Source organism: Achromobacter seleniivolatilans (genome assembly GCF_030864005.1).
Taxonomy (GTDB): Bacteria; Pseudomonadota; Gammaproteobacteria; order Burkholderiales; family Burkholderiaceae_B; genus Achromobacter; species Achromobacter seleniivolatilans.
The window spans coordinates 6,631,543-6,652,185 of sequence record NZ_CP132976.1 but is presented as its reverse complement, the minus strand read 5'-3'; the positions used below and the strand labels follow the sequence as shown (position 1 = coordinate 6,652,185).

At 61.4% G+C, this 20,643-nt stretch carries 17 protein-coding genes; 12 read left to right on the top strand and 5 right to left on the bottom strand.

Going from position 1 to position 20,643, the window contains the following annotated elements:
* Positions 1-169 precede the first annotated feature (169 nt).
* Positions 170-1,171, bottom strand: a complete 1,002-nt coding sequence (locus RAS12_RS30010) for an ABC transporter substrate-binding protein (RefSeq protein ID WP_306944187.1) — start codon at positions 1,169-1,171, stop codon at positions 170-172.
* 967 nt (positions 1,172-2,138) lie between these two features.
* Positions 2,139-3,401: a class I SAM-dependent methyltransferase gene (locus tag RAS12_RS30005; protein WP_306944185.1), complete on the bottom strand. Its 1,263-nt coding sequence runs from the start codon at positions 3,399-3,401 to the stop codon at positions 2,139-2,141.
* Positions 3,402-3,605: 204 nt separating this feature from the next.
* On the opposite strand from RAS12_RS30005, the gene RAS12_RS30000 reads away from it, so the two are divergent.
* The 6 genes from RAS12_RS30000 to RAS12_RS29975 all read left to right on the top strand — a co-directional run bounded on the left by RAS12_RS30000 (position 3,606) and on the right by RAS12_RS29975 (position 9,592).
* Positions 3,606-4,754 (top strand): Bcr/CflA family multidrug efflux MFS transporter, encoded by a 1,149-nt coding sequence (locus tag RAS12_RS30000; RefSeq protein WP_306951689.1) that lies wholly within the window; start codon positions 3,606-3,608, stop codon positions 4,752-4,754.
* Between the two features lie 365 nt (positions 4,755-5,119).
* Positions 5,120-5,356 carry a 50S ribosomal protein L28 gene (rpmB, locus tag RAS12_RS29995; RefSeq protein ID WP_306944183.1) on the top strand — a complete coding sequence of 79 codons (237 nt, stop codon included), beginning with the start codon at positions 5,120-5,122 and terminating at the stop codon, positions 5,354-5,356.
* A gap of 37 nt (positions 5,357-5,393) precedes the next feature.
* On the top strand, positions 5,394-5,561 hold the full coding sequence (gene rpmG, locus RAS12_RS29990) for a 50S ribosomal protein L33 (RefSeq protein WP_171667714.1): 168 nt from the start codon (positions 5,394-5,396) through the stop codon (positions 5,559-5,561).
* 160 nt (positions 5,562-5,721) lie between these two features.
* Positions 5,722-6,951 carry an ABC transporter substrate-binding protein gene (locus RAS12_RS29985; RefSeq protein ID WP_306944180.1) on the top strand — a complete coding sequence of 410 codons (1,230 nt, stop codon included), beginning with the start codon at positions 5,722-5,724 and terminating at the stop codon, positions 6,949-6,951.
* The gene (locus tag RAS12_RS29980; RefSeq protein ID WP_306944179.1) at positions 6,951-8,828 is read left to right on the top strand and encodes an ABC transporter permease; all 1,878 of its coding nucleotides are present in this window, start codon (positions 6,951-6,953) and stop codon (positions 8,826-8,828) included. The genes RAS12_RS29985 and RAS12_RS29980 overlap by 1 nt, the downstream gene beginning before the upstream one ends.
* The gene (locus RAS12_RS29975; protein WP_306944177.1) at positions 8,825-9,592 is read left to right on the top strand and encodes an ABC transporter ATP-binding protein; all 768 of its coding nucleotides are present in this window, start codon (positions 8,825-8,827) and stop codon (positions 9,590-9,592) included. The genes RAS12_RS29980 and RAS12_RS29975 overlap by 4 nt, the downstream gene beginning before the upstream one ends.
* A 25-nt stretch (positions 9,593-9,617) precedes the next feature.
* Here RAS12_RS29975 and RAS12_RS29970 read toward each other — a convergent pair whose 3' ends face one another.
* From RAS12_RS29970 to RAS12_RS29960, 3 genes are all read right to left on the bottom strand, one after another.
* Positions 9,618-11,402, bottom strand: a complete 1,785-nt coding sequence (locus RAS12_RS29970) for a SulP family inorganic anion transporter (protein ID WP_306944175.1) — start codon at positions 11,400-11,402, stop codon at positions 9,618-9,620.
* 223 nt (positions 11,403-11,625) lie between these two features.
* Positions 11,626-12,174 carry a hemerythrin domain-containing protein gene (locus RAS12_RS29965; protein ID WP_306944173.1) on the bottom strand — a complete coding sequence of 183 codons (549 nt, stop codon included), beginning with the start codon at positions 12,172-12,174 and terminating at the stop codon, positions 11,626-11,628.
* Positions 12,175-12,201: 27 nt separating this feature from the next.
* A complete protein-coding gene (locus tag RAS12_RS29960) occupies positions 12,202-13,362 on the bottom strand; it encodes a D-alanyl-D-alanine carboxypeptidase family protein (RefSeq protein WP_306944171.1) in 1,161 nt (386 codons plus the stop codon).
* Between the two features lie 353 nt (positions 13,363-13,715).
* Here RAS12_RS29960 and RAS12_RS29955 point away from each other — a divergent pair, with 353 nt between their 5' ends.
* The 6 genes from RAS12_RS29955 to holA all read left to right on the top strand — a co-directional run bounded on the left by RAS12_RS29955 (position 13,716) and on the right by holA (position 20,631).
* Positions 13,716-14,210 carry an HU family DNA-binding protein gene (locus RAS12_RS29955; RefSeq protein ID WP_306944169.1) on the top strand — a complete coding sequence of 165 codons (495 nt, stop codon included), beginning with the start codon at positions 13,716-13,718 and terminating at the stop codon, positions 14,208-14,210.
* Positions 14,211-14,366: 156 nt separating this feature from the next.
* Positions 14,367-14,879, top strand: a complete 513-nt coding sequence (locus RAS12_RS29950) for a MarR family winged helix-turn-helix transcriptional regulator (protein WP_306944167.1) — start codon at positions 14,367-14,369, stop codon at positions 14,877-14,879.
* 56 nt (positions 14,880-14,935) lie between these two features.
* Positions 14,936-16,156, top strand: a complete 1,221-nt coding sequence (locus RAS12_RS29945; RefSeq protein ID WP_306944165.1) for an MFS transporter — start codon at positions 14,936-14,938, stop codon at positions 16,154-16,156.
* Between the two features lie 84 nt (positions 16,157-16,240).
* Complete coding sequence (gene leuS / locus RAS12_RS29940; protein WP_306951687.1) at positions 16,241-18,898, top strand: leucine--tRNA ligase; 2,658 nt, start codon at positions 16,241-16,243, stop codon at positions 18,896-18,898.
* Positions 18,899-18,909: 11 nt separating this feature from the next.
* Positions 18,910-19,572 (top strand): LPS-assembly lipoprotein LptE, encoded by a 663-nt coding sequence (locus RAS12_RS29935; RefSeq protein WP_306944163.1) that lies wholly within the window; start codon positions 18,910-18,912, stop codon positions 19,570-19,572.
* Positions 19,573-19,575: 3 nt separating this feature from the next.
* Positions 19,576-20,631 carry a DNA polymerase III subunit delta gene (holA, locus tag RAS12_RS29930; protein ID WP_306944162.1) on the top strand — a complete coding sequence of 352 codons (1,056 nt, stop codon included), beginning with the start codon at positions 19,576-19,578 and terminating at the stop codon, positions 20,629-20,631.
* The last annotated feature ends 12 nt before the right edge of the window (positions 20,632-20,643 follow it).

Sequence of the window (20,643 nt, the reverse complement as noted above, 5' to 3'; positions counted from 1 at the left end):
GAAATGGGGCTGCATCACTGACAGTCCGACGCGTGCGTCTGGCCTGCTGCCATTCCAAGGGAAAAAGCCCCGGGCATTGCCCGCCACGGGACTTTTTCCCTTAGAGCGGCCCAGTGCCGGATGCAATCCGACGCCGGGCCGGCGCCACTGCGGCGCGAGGCCCACTGCGTTACAGCGCGGCTTGAACCCGCTGGGCGACGTCGGCAGGGACCCACTTGGTCCAGACGTCGGGCTTGTTTTTCAGGAACCACTTGGCCACGGCGCTGGATTCGTCACCAGACTCTTCCATGTGGGCCAGCGTTTCGTTGATCACCGGCAGCGGCACCGATACCTTGGACAGGAATTCGGTCAGCGTGGGGGCTTCCTGCGAGAACTTCGTGTTCACCGCGGTAAAGACGGGATTGTCGGGATAGGCGCTGGGCTCGGGCTTGGCGCACTTGGTCGACGTCAGGCACTTGTGCTTTTCGGCGTCAAAGGGCGGCATGTCCAGCTTGACCAGGTCCATTGCGCCTACCAGCGGAGTGGGCGACCAGTAGTAAAAGACCACGTTTTGCTTGCGCTTGTAGGCCGACATCAACGCCGCCTTCTGTGCTGCGCCCGTGCCGGGCGAGTACAGCGTGTAGCTGTCGTCCAGCTTTAAGGCATGGAAGAGATTATTGCTGGTGACTTCGCAGCCCCAACCTGCCGGGCAGCCGTAGAAGCGGCCCTTGCCGGGTTCTTCGGGGTCCTTGAACTTGTCCTTGAACTTCGGCAGGTCCGCCGCAGCCTTCAATTCGGGCAGACGTTCTGCGGTATAGCGGGGGATGTACCAACCCTCGGCGCCCATGTACAGGTCGCCCACGCGCTTGACCTTGCCGGTCTTCTCGGCGCGGTCCCAGGGATCGGCCACGCTGTTCAACCAGATCTCGGTGTTGATATCCAGATCGCCGCGTTCCAGGGCAGCCAGAGCGGGCAGGGTTTCGGTCGGCAGGGTATCGGTCTTGCAACCGTAGCCCTTTTCCATGATGAAACGTTCGACATCAACCAGAACCAGGTTGGATTCCCAGTTCATGGCGCCGAAATTAACCGGGCGCTTGATTTCGCATTGAGGCGCATCGGCGGCTTGAGCCGCTCCGGCAAATGCAAACAGTACAGCCGCGGCGGCCAGAGTCTTGACAGGGGTAAAACGCATTGGGCTTTTGCCTCCATAGGTTCAGGGACACACGCCAGGCTTAGGCCCGGGGTGCCATGGAGCTAAGGGGGTTGTGCGGAAGACGGGCAGAACCGCCAATACAAACCGACACTAGCAACAAGAGGTTCCGCAAGCGGTGCGGATTCTTGCAAGACAGGGGGTTCAAAAACGCGGTTTTTGAAATCCCACAGAAAGGGAACAAACTGAACGAAGAAGCCAGCATCTTAAACGAAATTGCTGCGCCACCCAACCCCTAGAGCGAAAAGACCAGATACATTCCGAGTCAAAAAAGCAAGGGATAACCCGCATCGACCAGAGGAAAATTCCAACTTTCCCCTAAGTAAACTGGCTTTCAAAATTACGATACATTAGGTTAATAATAAGTTCTTATTAATACATTCAAGCCGTTTCCGAAGGGTCTGAAATACCGGATAACTGCTATTCAAGTAGGAAATCCGTACGTAAATTCAGCCGTTATTCAGCCTTATTTTCTGGTTTTAGACGCTGCCTTTGCGAGCGATGGTCTTTAGAAGCGGCACGCTACCGAAGACGAGCTTCTTCAGCCGTGATCCTGGCCAATATTCGTTCTACCCGGCCTTGACCATGACTGCGCTGCGCGCGCCGAGCGCGCACGGTCTTCAAACCAAAACACCAAACGCATGCCAGACCACGTGATTACCGTCATCCAGACGATGGGTTCGTAGTCATTCCAAAATGCCGAAATGTGCTGATAAAAATTCATGATTTCCCCGCCATGCGTTCGGTTGCAGCAGTGCCCAAAAAACAGTACCCGCCCGCAATCAAATAAGGCGAGAAGTCAGCTATTTCTCGGACTTCTTTACTGAACGACGCCATCAATAGATACACCCAACACACCACGCCAATCAGCGCCATCCAGAGGCTAAGCCCGGTAATGCAGCGCTCTTGCAGCAAGTTGTACGGGGCCTTCTGCTTCCGGTGAGACTTCTCAACGGCCGCCGCTATACATATAGTCCCGCCGCCACGGATAGGCCTGGTCCGCCGGGTTATCCAATTCATCAGGGCGCCCTGTGGCGGGGTGCTGGCCCAGTATCTGATGCAATGCAATCCAACCGTGCTCGAACGCCATGGCGCAACCGGCCAAATACAGCCGGTAGGCACGCAGCGAACGCTCGCCTTGTTCGCCCCCCAAGACCTGTGCCGCTTCCGGCAGGCGGGCCTCCAACGCATCACTCCATGCCCACAATGTGCGCGCGTAGTGAGGCCGCAGGTTTTCCACATCAACCTCTTCCAGCCCGCCATTGGTCATGGCTTCCATGACGACGCTGATATGCGTCAGCTCACCACCGGGGAAGATGTACTTCTCAATGAATTCGCCCATGCCATTACCCAGCTCGGCGTTATAGACGCCAGCAGCCGTAATGCCATGATTCATGATCAGCCCGCCCGGCTTGAGCAGCCGTCGCAACTTGGCGAAATAGTCTTCCAACTGCGCCCGGCCCACATGTTCGAACATGCCTACCGAGGCAATCTTGTCATAGGCGGCGGATTCATCCAGTTTGCGGTAGTCCAGCAGTTCGATGCGGGCGCGTCCGGCCAGGCCTTTTTCCTGAATCAGCCTCGTCACATGCGCATGCTGGTTGCGCGACAGGGTGATGCCGGTTGCGTCCACACCGTAGTTTTCGGCAGCCCACAGCAATAGCCCGCCCCAACCCGCCCCCACATCCAAAAACCGTTCGCCAGCCTGTAGCCGCAGCTTGCGGCAGATGTGGTCCAGTTTCGCTTCCTGCGCTTCTGCCAGCGTCATGTCCGGCGTGCGGTAATAGGCGCAGGAATAAACGCGGCGCGGATCTAGCCACAGCGCATAAAAATCATCGGACAGGTCGTAATGGAATTCGATCTGCTTGGCGTCACGTTCGATCGAATGGCGCCACACGGACACCACTTTGCGGACCAATTCGGTCAACCAGCCGCCGCGCGCCGCATCAACCGGCGAGCCCGGCATCAAGGCCGAAGCGGCAGCCATAACGTCGCGCATATTGCCCTCGATGTCGATACGGCCTTCCACATAGTCTTGCCCCAACACGCCCACGGCGCCTTCGGCCAAGTGCGCCAACGCGGTCTTGTCATGCGCGACAAACCGGACGCGGGGGCCGGGCGGACCCAACACCGTTCCATCGGGCAATACCAGCTGGACGGAAACAGGCAACGATTGGAGCTTGCGTTCCACTACAGACAACAAAGGATTCACGACCTTTCCTCTGGGTTCCACGGACGCTTTCGACTTTATCGGAAAACAACTGAAATTTGCGCGTAAGGTTACACGTGATAAAGTCACTGGCTTGGCGCAAAACATGTTGCAAACCGCATGTGCGCCCTGTCTCTGCGTTTTAACGCGATCTACATGCCCCCATCACCTTTATCCCGCAGCGGCCTGCCCGGCTGGCTTATTCTCATGGGCGCGCTGACGGCGATTGGCCCGTTTGCCATCGATATGTACCTGCCCGCGTTCCCCACTATTGCGGCGAACCTGGGCGTGCCGCGCGGCGACGTTGAGCGCACCCTTGCGGCCTATCTGATTGGTCTGGCGCTGGCTCAGGTGTTTTACGGCCCGATGGCCGACCGTTTCGGCCGCAAACCGCCGCTGATGGTGGGTTTGGCGCTGTTCATGGTGGCGTCTTTGGGCTGCGCGTTGTCTGGCTCGGTGGAATCGCTGACCGGCTGGCGCGTCGTGCAAGCCATGGGCGGCGCGGCCGGCATTGTGATTCCGCGCGCCGTCATCCGCGACCACTACGAAACCCATGAAGCCGCGCGCGCCATGTCGCTGCTGATGCTCATCATGGGCCTGGCACCGATTCTTGCACCGCTGGCGGGCGGCCAGTTGCTGACCATTACGTCCTGGCGCAGCTTGTTCTGGGTGATGCTTGCAGGCGGCGCCATGCTGATGTTCGCTGTAGCAAAGATCATGAAAGAGTCACTGACGCCCGAACGCGTCGTGCCGCTGCGCTGGAGCACCATCCTGCGCAACTACCGCGACTTGTTCAAGCATCGCGGGTTCATGGCGCACAGCCTGGCAGGCGGCTTCGGCCAGGCCGGCATGTTCGCCTACATCATCGGTTCTCCGCGCGTCTTCATTGAGCTCTATGGCGTGCAGCCTCAGTATTACGGCCTGCTGTTCGGCACCAATGCGCTGTCGCTGATCATCTGTTCCCAGATCAGCGCGCGTCTGCTGCGTTCGTACACCCCCCGCCAATTGCAACGCCGCGCCTTGACGTCGCTGGCCGTGGCCAGCCTGGCGGCGGTAGCGCTGACCCTGGCAGGTTGGATGACGCTGCCGCTACTTATGCTGTGCCTGATCAGCTATATGGGCAGCCAGGGCTTTGTGAATCCTAATTCGGCAGCACTTGCGCTGTCGGATCAGGGCAAGCGCCTGGGAGCGGCCTCCGCCTTATTGGGGACGTTGCAATTGTCTTGCGGCGCACTGGCCGGTTTTGCGGTCAGCGCCTGGCAAACCGATAGCGCCCTGCCCCTGACCACGACGCTTGCGACCTGCGCCTGCCTGTCCTGGATATCGGGCCGTGTCGCGCAATCGCACAAGCCCTGAGCCCGCCCGCTTGATTTATTTAGGTTTTTCGTATTAGAATCTAAGTCTTCACATGAAGTTTCCCGTGCGGGACTACTATGCTTTGTAGTTCAGCACTCTGACCCCCAACCGCGTAGCGACTAGGGTTTCAAGAGAAGATCCTTGAAAACTCAGCGGGTGGCAGGCAGCGGGTATAAGCACTGGGCGGACCAGATAATTCCAGAATCTTCACCGATTCAACACGGAATGACTCCGATCCCCCTCATCCACTAAGACTGGGTGGCCGGCCAAGGCAGCGCACAGCGCTCCCGATACAGCCCGGCGGCTAAAACCCTGTCTACCCCCCAAAGCGATGCGCGACAAGAACGACATAAAGAGGTGCATCCATGGCACGCGTATGCCAAGTGACCGGCAAAGGCCCGATGGTGGGCAACAATGTTTCGCACGCGAACAACAAGACCAAGCGTCGCTTCCTCCCCAACCTGCAATCGCGCCGGTTCTGGGTTGAAAGCGAAAACCGCTGGGTTCGCCTGCGCGTCTCCGCTAAGGCCATCCGCACGATCGACAAGAACGGCATCGACGTCGTGCTGGCCGAAATGCGTGCCCGCGGCGAAATGGCCTAATCGGCCTCCCCGCCAATCTACATACTAGGAGCACGATATGGCCAAAGGTATCCGCGAAAAGATCAAGCTCGAGTCGACTGCCGGCACGGGTCATTTCTACACGACCACCAAGAACAAGCGCAACATGCCCGAAAAGATGCTGATCAAGAAATTTGATCCGGTCGTTCGCAAGCACGTTGACTACAAGGAAACCAAGCTGAAGTAATTCAGCCGGGTTTCTGGTCGGTCAAAAAAGGCTCTGCATCGCAGGGCCTTTTTTTGTTATTGCCCCATGGCAAAGCCGCATGTTTCAATTAGGCCGCTATCCCTAGCGCCCTGCCGTGCCGCCCGGCGACGCCCGATTCCTCTAGCCTGCGATACCTGCCATGCTTCGTCCCTGCCTTACCCTGCTGCGCCGCGCACTTGCGCCCGCGCTCCTGGCCCTGGCGCTGACTCCGGTCGCGGTTGCCGCCCCCAAGGACAAGGAACCGCCCATTCGCATCGGCGAAATCAACAGCTACAAGGCAATTCCCGCCTTTCTAGGCCCCTACAAAAAGGGCTGGCAGTTGGCGCTGGAGCAGGTCAATGCCGAAGGCGGCGTGCTGGGCAGGAAGCTGGAAGTCATCTCGCGAGACGACAACGGCAACCCCGGCGACTCGGTGCGTGCCGCGCAAGAACTGATAGCCCGTGAAAAAGTAGAACTGCTGTTTGGCGGGTTTCTTTCCAACACCGGCCTGGCGCTGACTGACTTCGCCAAACAGCAGCAGGTGTTCTTTCTGGCCGCAGAACCGCTGACAGACAAAATCACCTGGCAAGAGGGCAACCGCTACACATACCGGCTGCGCCCCTCAACCTGGATGCACGTGGCAGCCTTGGCGCCCAAGGCCCTGGCTCTGCGCAAGAAGCGCTGGGCCATCGTCTACCCCAACTACGAGTACGGGCAGTCTGCCGTGGCCACCTTCAAGGCCATGATGAAGTCCTTCCAGTCCGATGTGGAATTTGTCGCAGAGCAAGCCGTGCCGCTGGGCAAGGTGGATGCTGGCGCGGTCGTGCAAGCCTTGGCCGATGCCAAGCCCGATGCGATTTTCAACGTGCTGTTCGCTGCCGACCTGACCCGCTTCGTTCGTGAAGGCAATACACGCGGCCTGTTCGAGAACCGTGCCGTCGTCTCCGTCCTGTCCGGCGAACCCGAATACCTTGAACCGCTGGGGGCCGACACCCCCACAGGCTGGATCGTCACTGGCTACCCCTGGTATGCCATCGACACGCCTGCCAACACCGCCTTTGTCGAGGCCTATAAGAAGCGCTACAACGAAACCCCCAAGGTCGGCTCGGTCGTTGGATACGCGTCACTGATGTCGATTGCGCAAGGCCTGAAAGCCGCCGGCGCCGTGGACACGGAAAAACTCGTCGACGCCTTCGCCGGCCTCAAAGTCGACACTCCGTACGGTCAGATCCAATACCGCAAGCTTGATCATCAATCGACGATGGGCGTGTACGTGGGCGTGACCGCAGTGGAAGATGGCAAGGGCATCATGAAAGACTTCACATACATCGACGGCGCCCGCCTGCAACCGCCCGATGAGCAGGTGCGCAAGATGCGTCCCGCGCACTGATGAGTCTGTCTGGGCTGCTGTTGCAGCTGCTTAACGGACTGGCGGATGCCAGCGCGCTGTTTCTGGTCGCTGCGGGGCTGTCCCTGATCTTCGGCGTGACGCGCGTGGTCAACTTCGCGCATGGCTCGTTCTACATGCTGGGCATCTACCTGGCGTGGACCTTCACCACGTGGTTTGGCGATGGCGCGGGCTACTGGGCCGGCCTGCTGCTGGCCGCCCTGGCCACGGGTCTGATCGGAGCCGCGGCTGAATGGCTCGTATTGAAGCGTCTGTACCGCGCCCCCGAACTCTTCCAATTGCTGGCGACCTTTGCCCTGGTTCTCATCATCGGCGATGCGGCGTTGGCAATCTGGGGCCCCGAAGACCTCTTCGCCGCGCGTGCGCCGGGGCTTTCCGGAGCCGTGCAGATCCTGGGCCGCCGCTATCCCCAATATGACCTGTTGCTGATCGCGGCCGGCCCTGTGGTGCTGGGTTTGCTGTGGCTGCTCTTGATGCGAACGCGCTGGGGCAGGCTGTTGCGCGCCGCATCCGAGAACCGCACGATGCTCGCCGCGCTTGGCGTGAACCAGGCCTGGCTGTTCACCTCAGCCTTCACGCTGGGCGCGTTCCTGGCCGGCCTGGGCGGCGCCTTGGCCGCCCCGCGCGTGCCTGCAACCCTGGGCCTGGACCTGGAAATCATTGCCAGCGCTTTCGTGGTGGTCGTCGTGGGTGGACTGGGCTCCATTCCCGGCGCTTTCCTGGCTGCGTTGCTGATCTGCTCGGTCAAGGCCGTGTTCGTTTTCCTGGGACAAGTGCACATCGGCCCCTGGATCTTCAACCTGTCCAAGCTCACGTTACTGGCGGAATTCGCCGTGATGGCCGTCGTGCTGGTCGTGCGCCCCTGGGGCTTGCAGGGCAAACCGCCCGCGCCCGCCTCGCATACAGGCATGCCTGAACGCCCGATCGCCCCCGCTGGCCGCCGCTTGCGGCTGGCGTATGGCTTGTTGCTGGTCTTGCTGGCCTTGGTCCCCGTGGCCGCGCTGTACTGGCCGTATCTCAGCATTCTGCTGACCGAGATCCTGATCGCGGCGTTGTTTGCCGCCAGCCTGCACTTTCTGACCGGGCTGGCCGGCATGACCTCCTTTGGCCACGCCGCCTGGTTCGGCTTGGGCGCCTATGGCGCCGCGCTGCTGCTGAAGTTGGCCGCCGTGCCGATGGAAGCCGCTTTGCTGCTGGGGCCTTTCGCTGCCGCATTCGGCGCGTTGTTGTTCGGGTGGTTCTGTGTACGTCTATCTGGCGTGTATCTGGCAATGCTGACGCTGGCCGTTGCGCAGATCCTGTGGGCGCTGACCTATCAATGGGATGACGTGACTGGCGGCAGCAATGGCGTCATCGGTCTGTGGCCGTCGCCGTGGCTGGCGCAGGGCCCGTGGTTTTATTACGTGACGCTGGCGCTGTGCGCCGCAGGTATCGCCTGGCTGCGCCGCCTGGCGTTTGCGCCGCTGGGTTACGCGTTGCGCGGGGTGCGTGACTCTGCCCTGCGCGCGGAAGCGCTGGGCATGGACACCCGGCGCGTGCAATGGGCCGGTTTTGTTGCCGCGTCCTTTGCGGCCGGGCTTGCCGGATCACTCTATGCGTTTTCAAAAGGCAGCATTGCGCCGGATGTTTTGGCCGTGAGCCGGTCGGTGGACGGACTGGTGATGGTCTTGCTCGGCGGGCTGCAAACCTTGGCCGGCCCGCTGGTCGGCGCGGCGTCCTACACCTGGTTGCAGGACACCGCCGCGCGCACCACCGAATACTGGCATGCCGTGCTGGGCCTGGCGATTCTGGCGCTGGTCATGGTGTTTCCTGAAGGCCTGGCGGGCGCCGCTGCCCGCTTGCGCCGGAGATCTGCATGAGCGCTCCCCAAGCCCTGCTGCAAGTCGATGACCTGCGCAAAACATTTGGCGGCATCGATGCGCTGGCTGGCGTCTCGTTCACGCTTGCAGCGGGTCAGATGCTGGCAATGATCGGGCCGAACGGTGCAGGTAAATCGACTTGCTTCAATGTGCTGGGCGGCCAATTGCGGCCAGATTCGGGCTCGGTACGATTAGACGGCCGCGAACTGGTCGGCCTGTCCGCTGGCAAGATCTGCCGGCTGGGTGTTGGCCGCACGTTCCAGACTGCCGCAACCTTTCGTTCCATGACCGTGCAAGAAAACGTGCAGACCGCGCTCTTGTCGCGCGACCGCCTGTTGTTCAATCCGTGGCGGCGGGCGGCGCGCCATGCGGCCGACGAAGCGATGACGCTGCTGTCCCAGGTACAGATGGCGGACAAAGCGTCAGCTCATTGCGGCACGCTGGCCTACGGCGACGTCAAACGCGTGGAACTGGCCATGGCGCTGGCGCATCAGCCTCGCCTGCTGCTGATGGACGAACCCACGGCTGGCATGGCCACGAATGAACGGCATGCGCTGATGCGCTTGACGCGGCAGCTCGCCGATACTCAACGGATGGCCGTGCTGTTCACCGAACACAGCCTGGACGTGGTGTTCAAGCATGCCGATCGCATCGCCGTGCTGGTGCGAGGCGCCCTGCTCGCCGAAGGCGAACCTTCTCAAATTGCGGCGGATGAACGGGTCAAGGCGGCTTATCTGGGCACCGATTCGCCACAGTCCGCTTGACCGCATTTAGTTGGCACAAACGGAATTAACCGCTGCTTTGCGGACTATCCGGCTGGCATTCCCAGAAGATCTTGCTCTGGCAGCCAGCGCAAATATTCGGGTCCAACTTGGCGTAAATCGTATGCAGCGCCGTCGCCTTGTCCGGGAAGATATGGTCGGCGCCCAGGCGGTCCAGAAAACCCGTGCGGCGCCACATGTCCAATACTTCCGGCCGTGGCCGGTGGAAATACAAATCACCGCCCATCGCACGCCGAGCGGCCAGTTCGTCTTCCCACACCTGCGCGCCCGCCAGGTCGATAAAGTTCATGCTTTTGGCCATCACCAGCAGATGCAGGGGGGCGCCAGACGCCGACCGCAACTCATGCAAGCGCTGCGCCACATGCGCTGCCGCCCCGAAATAGATGGCGCCTTCCATACGCAGCAGCTTCAGTTGCGGGCACTCCGGCAGCGCGTCCTGCTGATGTTCCAGCACCACGAAACGCCGATCCAAACCACGTGAATCGAAGCCCATCGTGCGCATCGCGGGCCGCGATGTGCGATGCAAATACACCATTAGCGATAGCACCGTGCCCAGCAGAATCGCCACTTCCATACGAATGGTGACGGTCGCGGCCAAGGTCGCACCAGCAATTGCGCATTCGCCCGGCTGCATACGGATCAATTGCCGCCAACGCGGAATGTCCAGCAGGGTCCACGCCACCAGCAGCAGCAAGCCGGAGATCGCAGCATTGGGAATCTTGGCCAGCAGCGGCGCCGACAACACAACCAGCACAACCAGCAACACCGCGGAAAACACCGATGCCAGCGGCGTCTTCGCACCCGCCTCATAGTTGGGAATGGACCGGTTCAGCGATCCGCACGACAGGTAGCTTGAGAAAAACCCGCCCACGATATTGGACAACCCCTGCCCCACGAACTCGCGGTTTGCATCTATGCGCTGGCCCGAGCGCGTAGCCACAGCCTTCGCAATGGAGATCGATTGCGCCAGCGCCACAATCGTCAGGGCAAATGCCACACTCAGCAGATCAGGCAGCGTGCGCCAGTCGATACTGGGCACATGAAATGGCGGCCAGGGCTGCGCAATCGCTCCTACGACAGACACCGGCGTGCCGCCCTGCTTTGCCGTCCAGGCATTGAACGCCGCAGCGGCCAGCGCACCGGCAATCAAACCCAACAGCATGTAGGGCTTGCGCTTATCCAGCTTGCGCACCAGCAGCGCTACGCCAAGCGTCACCAGCGTGACCAGCAACGCGCCCCCCTGCACCTGCCCGATATGCGTCCACAAGCTGACAAGCAAGGCGCCTGCGCCATGCGAAGCGGGTGACGGCAGGCCTAGCGCATCCTTCAGCGCATGCACCGCGATCAACAGCGCCGCGCCACTCGTGAAACCAAACAGCGCAGACGGCGAAATGAAATGCGCCAGAGAACCCAGACGCAAGGTGCCCACCAGCCACTGCATCACGCCCACCAGCACCGTCACCGCCAGCGCGAGCTGGATATATCCCGGGCTACCCGCGGCCGCCAAAGGCGTGAGCACGGCAAATAAAGCCAGCGAGTTGGCGTTTGTCGGCCCCGACATCACATGCCGGCTGGACCCAAACAGCGCGGCGACAATACAGGGAACGATCGCGGAATACAGGCCGTACTCCGGCGGCAAACCCGCCAACGTGGCAAATGCCACGCCCTGCGGCAGCACCAGCAAGGCGCCCAGCAGGCCTGCCGTCAAATCCGCGCGTAAGGTCAGCGCATTGACATCATCAACCCACGCGCCAAACAAGCGGCTCGCCAGATTCCTTCCCCCCTGCATCATTCTGAATTTTCCTGGGTTTCCCCCGGTTTTTCTGCCGGGCCAATTCTTGTGCGTCCTGCTCCGACAGCGTTTCAAACGCATGCGGCACGGCACAGGACAAGGTCGTCTAGCGTAATCTCTCGGCCCGGCGCGCGCAACGCTACTGGGTCATAGAGCCTATTGCCGCCAAGTACGCATGAATCTGCCGAATTCGTCGCCCCTTACAGCGGCGCCTACCCGCCGTTCAGCCGGCCTCACCACCGCGGCGCGCCTTCATAGCCTGCCCGATACCGGCCAGCGTGTCATCGGAAATCAGCCGGGCTGCCATCGGCAGCAGCTCGTCTTCTTCCCGGCGAATATGTGCTGCATAAGCGTCGGTAAACGCCTGCACTTGCTGCGGCGGCAATGCAGCCGGTCTTCCAGCAGCAATTTCCGACAGCGTGTGCCGCAACGGTTCCCACAATGCGGCCAACTGACGGTGCTCCATCAACAACCCCTGCACCAGCGCATGCAGACAACCCGCGTCGGAGCCCGCCATAGATTCGATCAAGGCGGGAAACAGGTCATCTTCTTCGTCCTCGTGATGATGGGCGGCGGCGGTCTCGAAATAGCGCGAAACGCTGGCAGCTGCGGTTTGCGCCACGGCATCGCTGCCGTGCTCCGGCAAATGCGCCGCCAGCCGCGCCAGCGTCGCGCATTGACGGGCAATGCGGCCATGACATGCCGACAGCAGCGCCAATGGATCATCCGCGCCGGGCGCAGGCGCCGGACCACCAGGAAAGCTCACTGCCATTGCACACCTCCGAATTGCGCTACGGGTTCAGCCCGGGTTTCCGCGCCACCACAAGCGAACGGAATCCCACGCGCGGCCTGCAATTCCTGCCTCGGCCACGGGCTCCAGCGCCACCACCGGGAACTGCATGGCGGGCTTGCCGTCCACCAGCACGCGCAAGGCGCCTACCGTAGCCTGAGCCGCGATGGGCGCGACGAGCGGATCTTGCGGCGTCCAGACCGGTTCAACTTTGGCGCCTGCGGGCACCGTCACATAGGCATCGCGTGCAAAGCCGGCCTTCAGGCTGTCGCTTTTTCCCTTCCAGACTTCAGGCGTTGCCACGGCTTGGCCACGCGCATAAAGTTTTATCGTATTGAACCCCTGGAAGCCCCACTCCAGCAACTCCCGGCTTTCCTGCGTACGCAGCTTGTCGGATGCCGTGCCCACCACCACCGTGATCAGACGGCGCTGATCTGCGCCATTGGGCCTGCGCGCCGTGGCCACAATGCAATACCCGGCCGACTCGGTATGTCCGGTTTTCAGGCCATCCACGCTCGGGTCCAGCCACAACAATCGGTTGCGGTTTGGCTGCGTGATCTTATTGAACGTGAACTGCTTGGCAGAGTCGTACGTCTTGTACAGCTCCGGGTAGTCCCTGATGAAACGCGTCGCCAAGATGGACAGATCGCTGGCGGTGGAATACGTGTTCGGGTCCGGCAATCCGTGCGGACTGGCAAAGCGCGTGGCATGCAAGCCCAGCTTCGCTGCGGTGTCATTCATCCGCGCCACGAAGGCCTCGACGCTGCCTGACACCGCTTCGGCCAGCGCAATGGCCGCGTCGTTACCTGACTGGATCATCAAGCCACGCAGAAGCGCATCTACCGTTACCTTGGAACCTGGCTCCAGGAACATCTTTGAACTTCCTGCCGGCACCTTCCACGCGCGTGTCGAAATCACAACCAACTGGTCGGCCGACAATTCTTTCTTGTGCAGCGCATCGAACACAACATAGGCAGTCATGATCTTGGTAAGCGATGCCGGTTCAATCCGGGTCGTCGCCGCGTGCGATGCAATCACCTGTCCGCTGGTCTCATCCAGCAAGAGCCAGGCCTTGGCCGACAACACGGGTTCGGGCATCGATTGCGCCAACGCGCCCGACATACACGCTGCCGCGACGAGCAGGCCCGCCGCAAACTTTTTCATCAACATATAGGTGCTTCACTTCCATGCAGGGGTTTTCATCGCGCGGGCACCAGCGCAAACCGGCCTTGCCAGCAAGCCGCCGCTCAACAATATGTCCGCGCGCCGCACGCATTGGAACATGCGAAACGTGATTGGTTCAGCGTAGGAATCTTCCGCAAAAATAGGCCTCGTTTGTCACGACTTCTTGCAGGAGCCCTTGTAGAAAGCACTTTTCTGCGCCTAAAACAACAAACAACGGCTTAAATGGCGTTGCAAAGGCGCTAGAACCTCAACTCTTCCGCTATCATCGGGCGCGTAGCGTTAAACGCCGATATCCCGGCGCGCGCTGCCCCATGTCCTTCAACATACGGATTTTGACCATGGCCACGAAAGCAAAAGCTCCTGCCAAGAAAGTCACCAAGACCGCCGTCAAGGCACCCGCAAAAAAGGCAACCGCCGCCAAGCCCGCAGTTAAGGCTGCTGTGAAGCCCGCAGCAAAGCCTGCTGTGAAGCCCGCAGCAAAGAAGGCCGTCGCCGCCAAGAAGGTCGCAACTGCACCCAAGGCAATCAAGGCTGCTCTGAACAAGACCCAACTGATCGCTCACATCGTTGAGCAATCGGGCGTGGAAGCCAAGGCTGTCAAGGCCGTTCTGGCCAGCCTGGAAACCTCGGTTCTGGGTTCCGTGGACAAGAAGGGCGTTGGCGAATTCACGCTGCCCGGCCTGTTCAAGGTTGCAGTGCAGAAGGTTGCCGCCAAGGCCAAGCGCTTCGGCAAGGATCCGTTCACGGGTGTTGAGCGTTGGTTCCCCGCCAAGCCGGCTTCGGTCAAGGTGAAGGTTCGCCCGCTCAAGAAGCTGAAGGACGCCGCGCAGTAATTTAATTACTCGCAGTCTCCGGTCAAGCCGGAAGGGCCCGCCTCGCAAGAGGCGGGCCCTTCTTTTTTGCCGCGCGGTTCGGAATCTCTACCGCCCCTATTGTTGGCATTTATCTTAATGTTAAGATACTTCACATCAAACTAATTTGAGTTTTCCATGAACGACCTCGTCGATCTGGTGATTTCACAATGGAATCGGGAATGTCCCACCCAGGACTTCGCCGCCATGTCGGTGGTCACCCGCGTCTTCCGCTTGAACGCCTTCGCCACGCGCAATGTGAACCGCAGTTTCCGCCGCTACAACCTGCATCAGGGTGAATTCGACGTGCTGGCCACGCTGTACCGCAGCGGAGCGCCATACGCCTTGAACCCGCAGAAACTGGTCGAGGCCCTGCTGCTGACGTCCGGCGCCATGACCAATCGGCTGGATCGCCTGGAGCAAGCCGGTTTGCTGATGCGCAATCCCAATCCCGATGACCGGCGCAGCACTATCGTGTCGCTCACTGCCGAAGGGCTGCGCATCGTCAAGCTTGTTCTCAAGGACTATCTGAAAGATCTGGCAGAGCTGCTGAATCCGCTCACCGTCCCAGAGCGCAAGCAATTGGCTGCCCTGTTAAAGAAGCTGCTGATCAAGCACGACGAAGAAACCCCTGGAGGCATCGGCGCCTGACGCCTGCTTTCGCCCCCCTGCCTTCCCCGCCCGCTTTGCTTTCCGGCTGTACCCCAATGACTTCTGCGACTTCCCCTACTCCGACGCCTGCACTGACCGCGCCGATCATCCTGCTGATGTCGGTCGCTACCGGCCTGGCCGTCGCCAGCAATTACTACGCCCAACCCCTGCTGCACACGATCAGTCAACAATTCGGACTTTCAAACGCTGTTGCGGGCAGCATCGTCACGACAGCCCAACTGAGCTATGCAGTGGGTTTGATGTTGCTGGTGCCCCTGGGCGACATGATGGAACGCCGCAGCCTGATCGTCCTGATGACCTTGCTGTCCGCCGGCGGGCTGCTGATTTCGTCCTTCTCGACCAATATCGTGATGCTGCTGGTGGGCACCGCGTTGACCGGCATGCTGTCTGTCGTGGCGCAGATTCTGGTGCCGTTCGCAGCCACGCTGGCGGCGCCCCATGAACGGGGCAAGGCGGTAGGCACTGTCATGAGCGGCCTGCTTCTGGGCATTCTGCTGGCGCGAACCGTCGCGGGGGCGCTAGCCGACGTGGGCAGCTGGCGCACCGTGTATTGGGTCGCTGCCATCCTGATGCTGGCGATGGCAGCGGCACTGTGGCGCGTGCTGCCTCGCTACCAGAGCCGCTCGACGTTGAGCTACCCGCGGCTGCTGGGTTCAATCCTGCGCATGTTCATTGACGAACCACTGTTCCGCGCCCGTTCGTTGCTGGGCGGCCTGCTGTTTGCCGCATTCAGCATGTTGTGGACGCCACTGACCTTTTTGCTGGCCAGCCCGCCCTATGAATACAGCAATACCACCATCGGACTGTTCGGTCTGGCCGGGGCGGCCGGCGCTTACGCCGCCAATCGCTTCGGACGCCTGGCCGACCGCGGCCTGGGCAATCTGGCCACCCGGGTCGGCCTGCTGCTGCTGATGGGTTCCTGGGGGTTGATGGCTTTCGGCCAGGTCTCGGTTTTTGCGCTGCTGGCCGGGATTCTGATCCAGGACCTGGCGATCCAGGGCGTCCACGTCACCAATACCAGTGCGCTCTACCGTCTGCGCCCGGAAGCCCGCAGCCGCCTGACTGCTGGCTATATGACGTCCTATTTCATCGGCGGAGCATCCGGTTCACTGTTATCGTCCTGGCTTTACGCCCATTTTGGCTGGCCCGGCGTGGTCATCGCGGGCGCCGTACTGGGGGTGATTACGTTGGCATACGGCACTTTGGCGCCAAGTGCGCGCATCCCGGAAACGGCTCCGCCCCCTGCCCGCGCCTAGCACCTCCTATAATCAGGGGTTTTGACCGCCACCGCGCCCGCGCGGCAGGGCGGCTCACCCTTTTTTGCCACCGTGCCCGAGCCCATGCAGGAACGTTACCTCCCCACTACCGTCGAAGCGGCCGCCCACCAAGATTGGCAGGCCCGCGACGCCTATCTGGTCCATGAACACGCAAAGAACGCTGACGGCTCCGAAAAGCCCAAGTTCTACGCCTGCTCCATGCTGCCTTACCCCAGTGGCAAGCTGCACATGGGTCACGTGCGCAACTACACCATCAATGACATGATGGCCCGCCAGTTGCGCATGCGTGGCTACAACGTCCTGATGCCCATGGGCTGGGACGCCTTCGGCATGCCGGCGGAAAACGCCGCCATCAAGTCCAAGGTGCCGCCGGCAAAATGGACCTACGACAACATCGCCTACATGAAGAAGCAGATGAAGGCGATGGGTCTGGCGATCGACTGGTCGCGCGAAATGTGCGCCTGCGATCCGCAGTATTACAAGTGGAACCAGTGGCTGTTCCTGAAGATGCTGGAAAAAGGCGTGGCCTACCGCAAGACCCAGGTCGTGAACTGGGACCCGGTGGATCAAACCGTGTTGGCCAATGAACAAGTCATCGACGGCCGCGGCTGGCGGTCGGGCGCGCTGGTTGAAAAGCGCGAAATCCCGGGCTACTACCTGCGCATCACCGACTACGCCGACGAATTGCTGGGCGCCGTCCAGAACGAACTGCCCGGCTGGCCCGAGCGCGTGCGCCTGATGCAGGAAAACTGGATCGGCAAGTCCGAAGGCCTGCGCTTCGCCTTCCCGCACAAGATTGCCGGCCAAGACGGCCAGTTGATCCAGGACGGCAAGCTTTACGTCTTCACCACCCGCGCCGACACCATCATGGGCGTGACGTTCTGCGCCGTGGCGCCGGAACACCCCCTGGCCACGCATGCGGCCCGCAGCAACCCGGCCTTGGCCTCGTTCATCGAGCAATGCAAGCTGGGCGGCACGACCGAAGCCGAAATGGCCACGCGTGAAAAAGAAGGCATGCCCACGGGCTTGTTCGTCACGCACCCGGTCACCGGCGCGGAAATCGAGGTCTGGGTCGGCAATTACGTGCTCATGACCTACGGCGACGGCGCCGTCATGGGCGTGCCGGCGCACGACGAACGCGATTTCGCGTTTGCCAAGAAATACAACCTGCCCATCGTGCAGGTCGTGGATGTCGCTGGCAAGGAATACTCCACTGACGCCTGGCAAGAATGGTACGGCGACAAACAAACCGGCCGCACCATCAATTCCGGCAAGTACGACGGCCTGTCCCACAAGGATGCCGTGGACGCCATCGCCGTTGACCTGGGCGCGCAAGGCCTGGGCGAAAAGCAAACCACGTGGCGCCTGCGCGACTGGGGCGTATCGCGCCAGCGCTACTGGGGCACCCCGATCCCGATCATCCACTGCGCCGATTGCGGCCCGGTGCCGGTGCCCGAGAAAGACTTGCCCGTCATCCTGCCCGATGACCTGATCCCCGACGGCAGCGGCAACCCGCTGGCCAAGAACGAAGCCTTCCTGTCCTGCTCGTGCCCCAGCTGCGGCAAGCCCGCGCGCCGCGAAACGGACACGATGGACACGTTCGTGGACTCGTCCTGGTATTTCATGCGCTACACCTCGCCTGGCAACGACTCCGCCATGGTCGACGCGCGCAATGACTACTGGATGCCGATGGACCAGTACATCGGCGGCATCGAACACGCCGTGCTGCATCTGCTGTACGCCCGTTTCTGGACCAAGGTCATGCGCGACATGGGCTTGCTCAATTTCGACGAGCCCTTCACCAAGCTGCTCTGCCAGGGCATGGTGCTGAACCATATCTACTCGCGCAAGACGCCCCAGGGCGGCATCGAGTATTTCTGGCCGGAAGATGTCGAAAACGTCTATGACGACCGCGGCGCCATTACCGGCGCCAAGCTCAAGTCGGACGGCTCCGCCATCACTTACGGCGGCGTGGGCACGATGTCCAAGTCCAAGAACAACGGCGTCGATCCGCAATCGCTGATCGACACGCTGGGCGCCGACACGGCCCGCCTGTTCGTCATGTTTGCCAGCCCGCCTGAGCAGACCCTTGAATGGTCCGACTCCGGCGTCGAAGGCTCCAACCGCTTCCTGCGCCGCCTTTGGTCGATCAGCTACGCACAACGCGAAGCCATTACACGTGGCCTGACCAACGGCGCTGATTGGACGCAAGCTCCGGCTGCCGTCAAGGATCTGCGCCGCGAGGTCTACACGCTGCTCAAGCAAGCCGACTACGACTACCAGCGCATTCAATACAACACCGTCGTGTCCGCCTGCATGAAAATGCTGAACGCCATCGACGACGCCAAGCTGCCTGAAGGCGCCACGACTGACGCCGCCTACGCTGAAACGGTGGGCGTGCTGCTGCGCGTGTTGTATCCGGTCGTGCCGCACATCACCTGGCACCTGTGGCAAGACCTCGGTTACGCGAAGGAACTGGGCGACCTGCTCGACGCACCGTGGCCGCATGTGGACGAAGCCGCGCTGATCGCAGACGAAATCGAGCTGATGCTCCAGGTCAATGGCAAGCTGCGCGGTTCGATCCGCGTAGCCGCCACGGCCGCCAAGGAAGACATCGAGAAGCTCGCCGCCAGCCAGGAAGAGGTCACTCGCTTCCTGGAAGGCCGCCCGCCCAAGCGCGTCATCGTGGTTCCGGGCAAACTGGTCAACGTCGTAGGCTGATGAGGTCAAGCATGTACTTCGCCGGGCAAAAAACGCACTCCCCCCGCCAATCCAGGCTGCTGCGCGGCGCCTGCCTGGCGCTGTTCATGCTGCTCTCCGCTTGCGGCTTCACGATGCGGGGAGTCACCCCGATGCCGTTCGACACGCTGTACGTCGGCATACCCGGCAACAACCAATTCGGCGCCGATGTGCGCCGGGCGTTGCGCGCGGCGTCACCCGACACGAAACTTGTTGAAAATCGCAAGGAAGCTCAGGCGATCTTCCAGCAGGTTTCCGATACGCGGACGCTACGCGAGGTGTCGCTCAACGCGCAGGGCCGAGTCGAGGAATACGAACTCGGCATCAACTACACCTTCCGCCTGATCGACAACAAGGGCCGCGCGCTGATTCCGGACACGACCCTGTCCATCTATCGCGAAATGCCGTACGACGATCAAATCGTGCAGGCCAAACAGGGCCAGATCGAAACCTTGTACCGTGCGATGCAGCGCGATTTGGTGTCCCGCGTGCTGCGGCGCATGACAGCGCCTGAAGTGCGACGCGCGTTCGAATCTGCTGATCAACGCGGAGAAAGTGAAGACTCCCCGCTGTTCGATCCCAATGCGCCGGATCCACAGCACACGCCCACGCCGTGGCAAACGCCGTCCACCACCGACCCGGCGATCTTGCGCTAGCCCATGGCACAGTCATTGGACGCGGATCGCCTGGCCGAACATCTGCAACGGCCGGGCAACGCGCTCGCGCCGCTGTATACGGTCTCGGGGGACGAACCCTTGCTGGTCACCGAGGCCGTGGATACATTGCGTGCTTCGGCGCGCAATGCGGGCTATACCGACCGGCTGTCCATGGTGATGGACGCGCGCAGCGACTGGAGTTCAGTCACTGCCGCCACTCAAAGCGTGTCGCTGTTCGGCGACCGCCGCATTCTTGAAATCAAGATCCCCACGGGAAAGCCTGGAAAGTCCGGCGCGGACACCCTGACCAAGCTGGCCGAACAGTCCGAAAAGCAAGGCAACGACGATACGCTGATCCTGATCGCCCTGCCCCGTCTGGATAAGGCCACCCGCGAAAGCCGCTGGGTTCAGGCCTTAAGCCGCGCCGGGGTCATGGTCGACATCGCCAATATCGAACGCGGCCGCCTGCCAGCGTGGGTAGGCATGCGTCTGGCACGCCAAAACCAGCGCGCCGATGCTGCCACCCTGCAATGGATGGCCGACAAGGTAGAAGGCAACCTGTTGGCGGCTCACCAGGAAATCCAGAAACTGGGGCTGCTCTACCCGGAAGGCCAATTGGCCGCAGAAGATGTGGAGCGCGCCGTGCTGAACGTGGCACGCTACGACGTCTTCGGCTTGCGCGATGCCATGCTTGCCGGCGACATCGCCCGCACCATCCGCATGATCGATGGCTTGCGCGCGGAAGGCGAAGCCCTGCCCCTGGTTTTATGGGCGGTCGGCGAAGAAATTCGCCTCCTTGCGCGCGTCGCCGAAGCCCGCTCACTTGGGCAAGACGTCAACGGCCTGATGCGCCGTCTGCGCATTTTTGGCGCCCATGAAAGGCTGGCCTTGCAAGCCCTGAGCCGGGTGCAACCGGCAGTCTGGCCCGCAGCCGTACAGCACGCACACGAAGTTGACCGCCTGATCAAAGGCCTGTCCGTACCTGGACGCCTTTCAGATCCCTGGGAAGAAATGACCCGGCTGGCGCTGCGCGTCGCCGCCGCCGGCGGACGACCGTGAAGGCGGCATAGC

Excerpts from the sequence above, each read along its gene's own strand:
- RAS12_RS30010 (WP_306944187.1), bottom strand. The coding sequence starts at position 1,171 with ATGCGTTTTACCCCTGTCAAGACTCTGGCCGCCGCGGCTGTACTGTTT.
- RAS12_RS30000 (WP_306951689.1), top strand. The coding sequence starts at position 3,606 with ATGGGCGCGCTGACGGCGATTGGCCCGTTTGCCATCGATATGTACCTG.
- rpmB (WP_306944183.1), top strand. The coding sequence starts at position 5,120 with ATGGCACGCGTATGCCAAGTGACCGGCAAAGGCCCGATGGTGGGCAAC.
- rpmG (WP_171667714.1), top strand. The coding sequence starts at position 5,394 with ATGGCCAAAGGTATCCGCGAAAAGATCAAGCTCGAGTCGACTGCCGGC.
- RAS12_RS29985 (WP_306944180.1), top strand. The coding sequence starts at position 5,722 with ATGCTTCGTCCCTGCCTTACCCTGCTGCGCCGCGCACTTGCGCCCGCG.
- RAS12_RS29980 (WP_306944179.1), top strand. The coding sequence starts at position 6,951 with ATGAGTCTGTCTGGGCTGCTGTTGCAGCTGCTTAACGGACTGGCGGAT.
- RAS12_RS29975 (WP_306944177.1), top strand. The coding sequence starts at position 8,825 with ATGAGCGCTCCCCAAGCCCTGCTGCAAGTCGATGACCTGCGCAAAACA.
- RAS12_RS29970 (WP_306944175.1), bottom strand. The coding sequence starts at position 11,402 with ATGATGCAGGGGGGAAGGAATCTGGCGAGCCGCTTGTTTGGCGCGTGG.
- RAS12_RS29965 (WP_306944173.1), bottom strand. The coding sequence starts at position 12,174 with ATGGCAGTGAGCTTTCCTGGTGGTCCGGCGCCTGCGCCCGGCGCGGAT.
- RAS12_RS29960 (WP_306944171.1), bottom strand. The coding sequence starts at position 13,362 with ATGTTGATGAAAAAGTTTGCGGCGGGCCTGCTCGTCGCGGCAGCGTGT.
- RAS12_RS29955 (WP_306944169.1), top strand. The coding sequence starts at position 13,716 with ATGGCCACGAAAGCAAAAGCTCCTGCCAAGAAAGTCACCAAGACCGCC.
- RAS12_RS29950 (WP_306944167.1), top strand. The coding sequence starts at position 14,367 with ATGAACGACCTCGTCGATCTGGTGATTTCACAATGGAATCGGGAATGT.
- RAS12_RS29945 (WP_306944165.1), top strand. The coding sequence starts at position 14,936 with ATGACTTCTGCGACTTCCCCTACTCCGACGCCTGCACTGACCGCGCCG.
- leuS (WP_306951687.1), top strand. The coding sequence starts at position 16,241 with ATGCAGGAACGTTACCTCCCCACTACCGTCGAAGCGGCCGCCCACCAA.
- RAS12_RS29935 (WP_306944163.1), top strand. The coding sequence starts at position 18,910 with ATGTACTTCGCCGGGCAAAAAACGCACTCCCCCCGCCAATCCAGGCTG.
- holA (WP_306944162.1), top strand. The coding sequence starts at position 19,576 with ATGGCACAGTCATTGGACGCGGATCGCCTGGCCGAACATCTGCAACGG.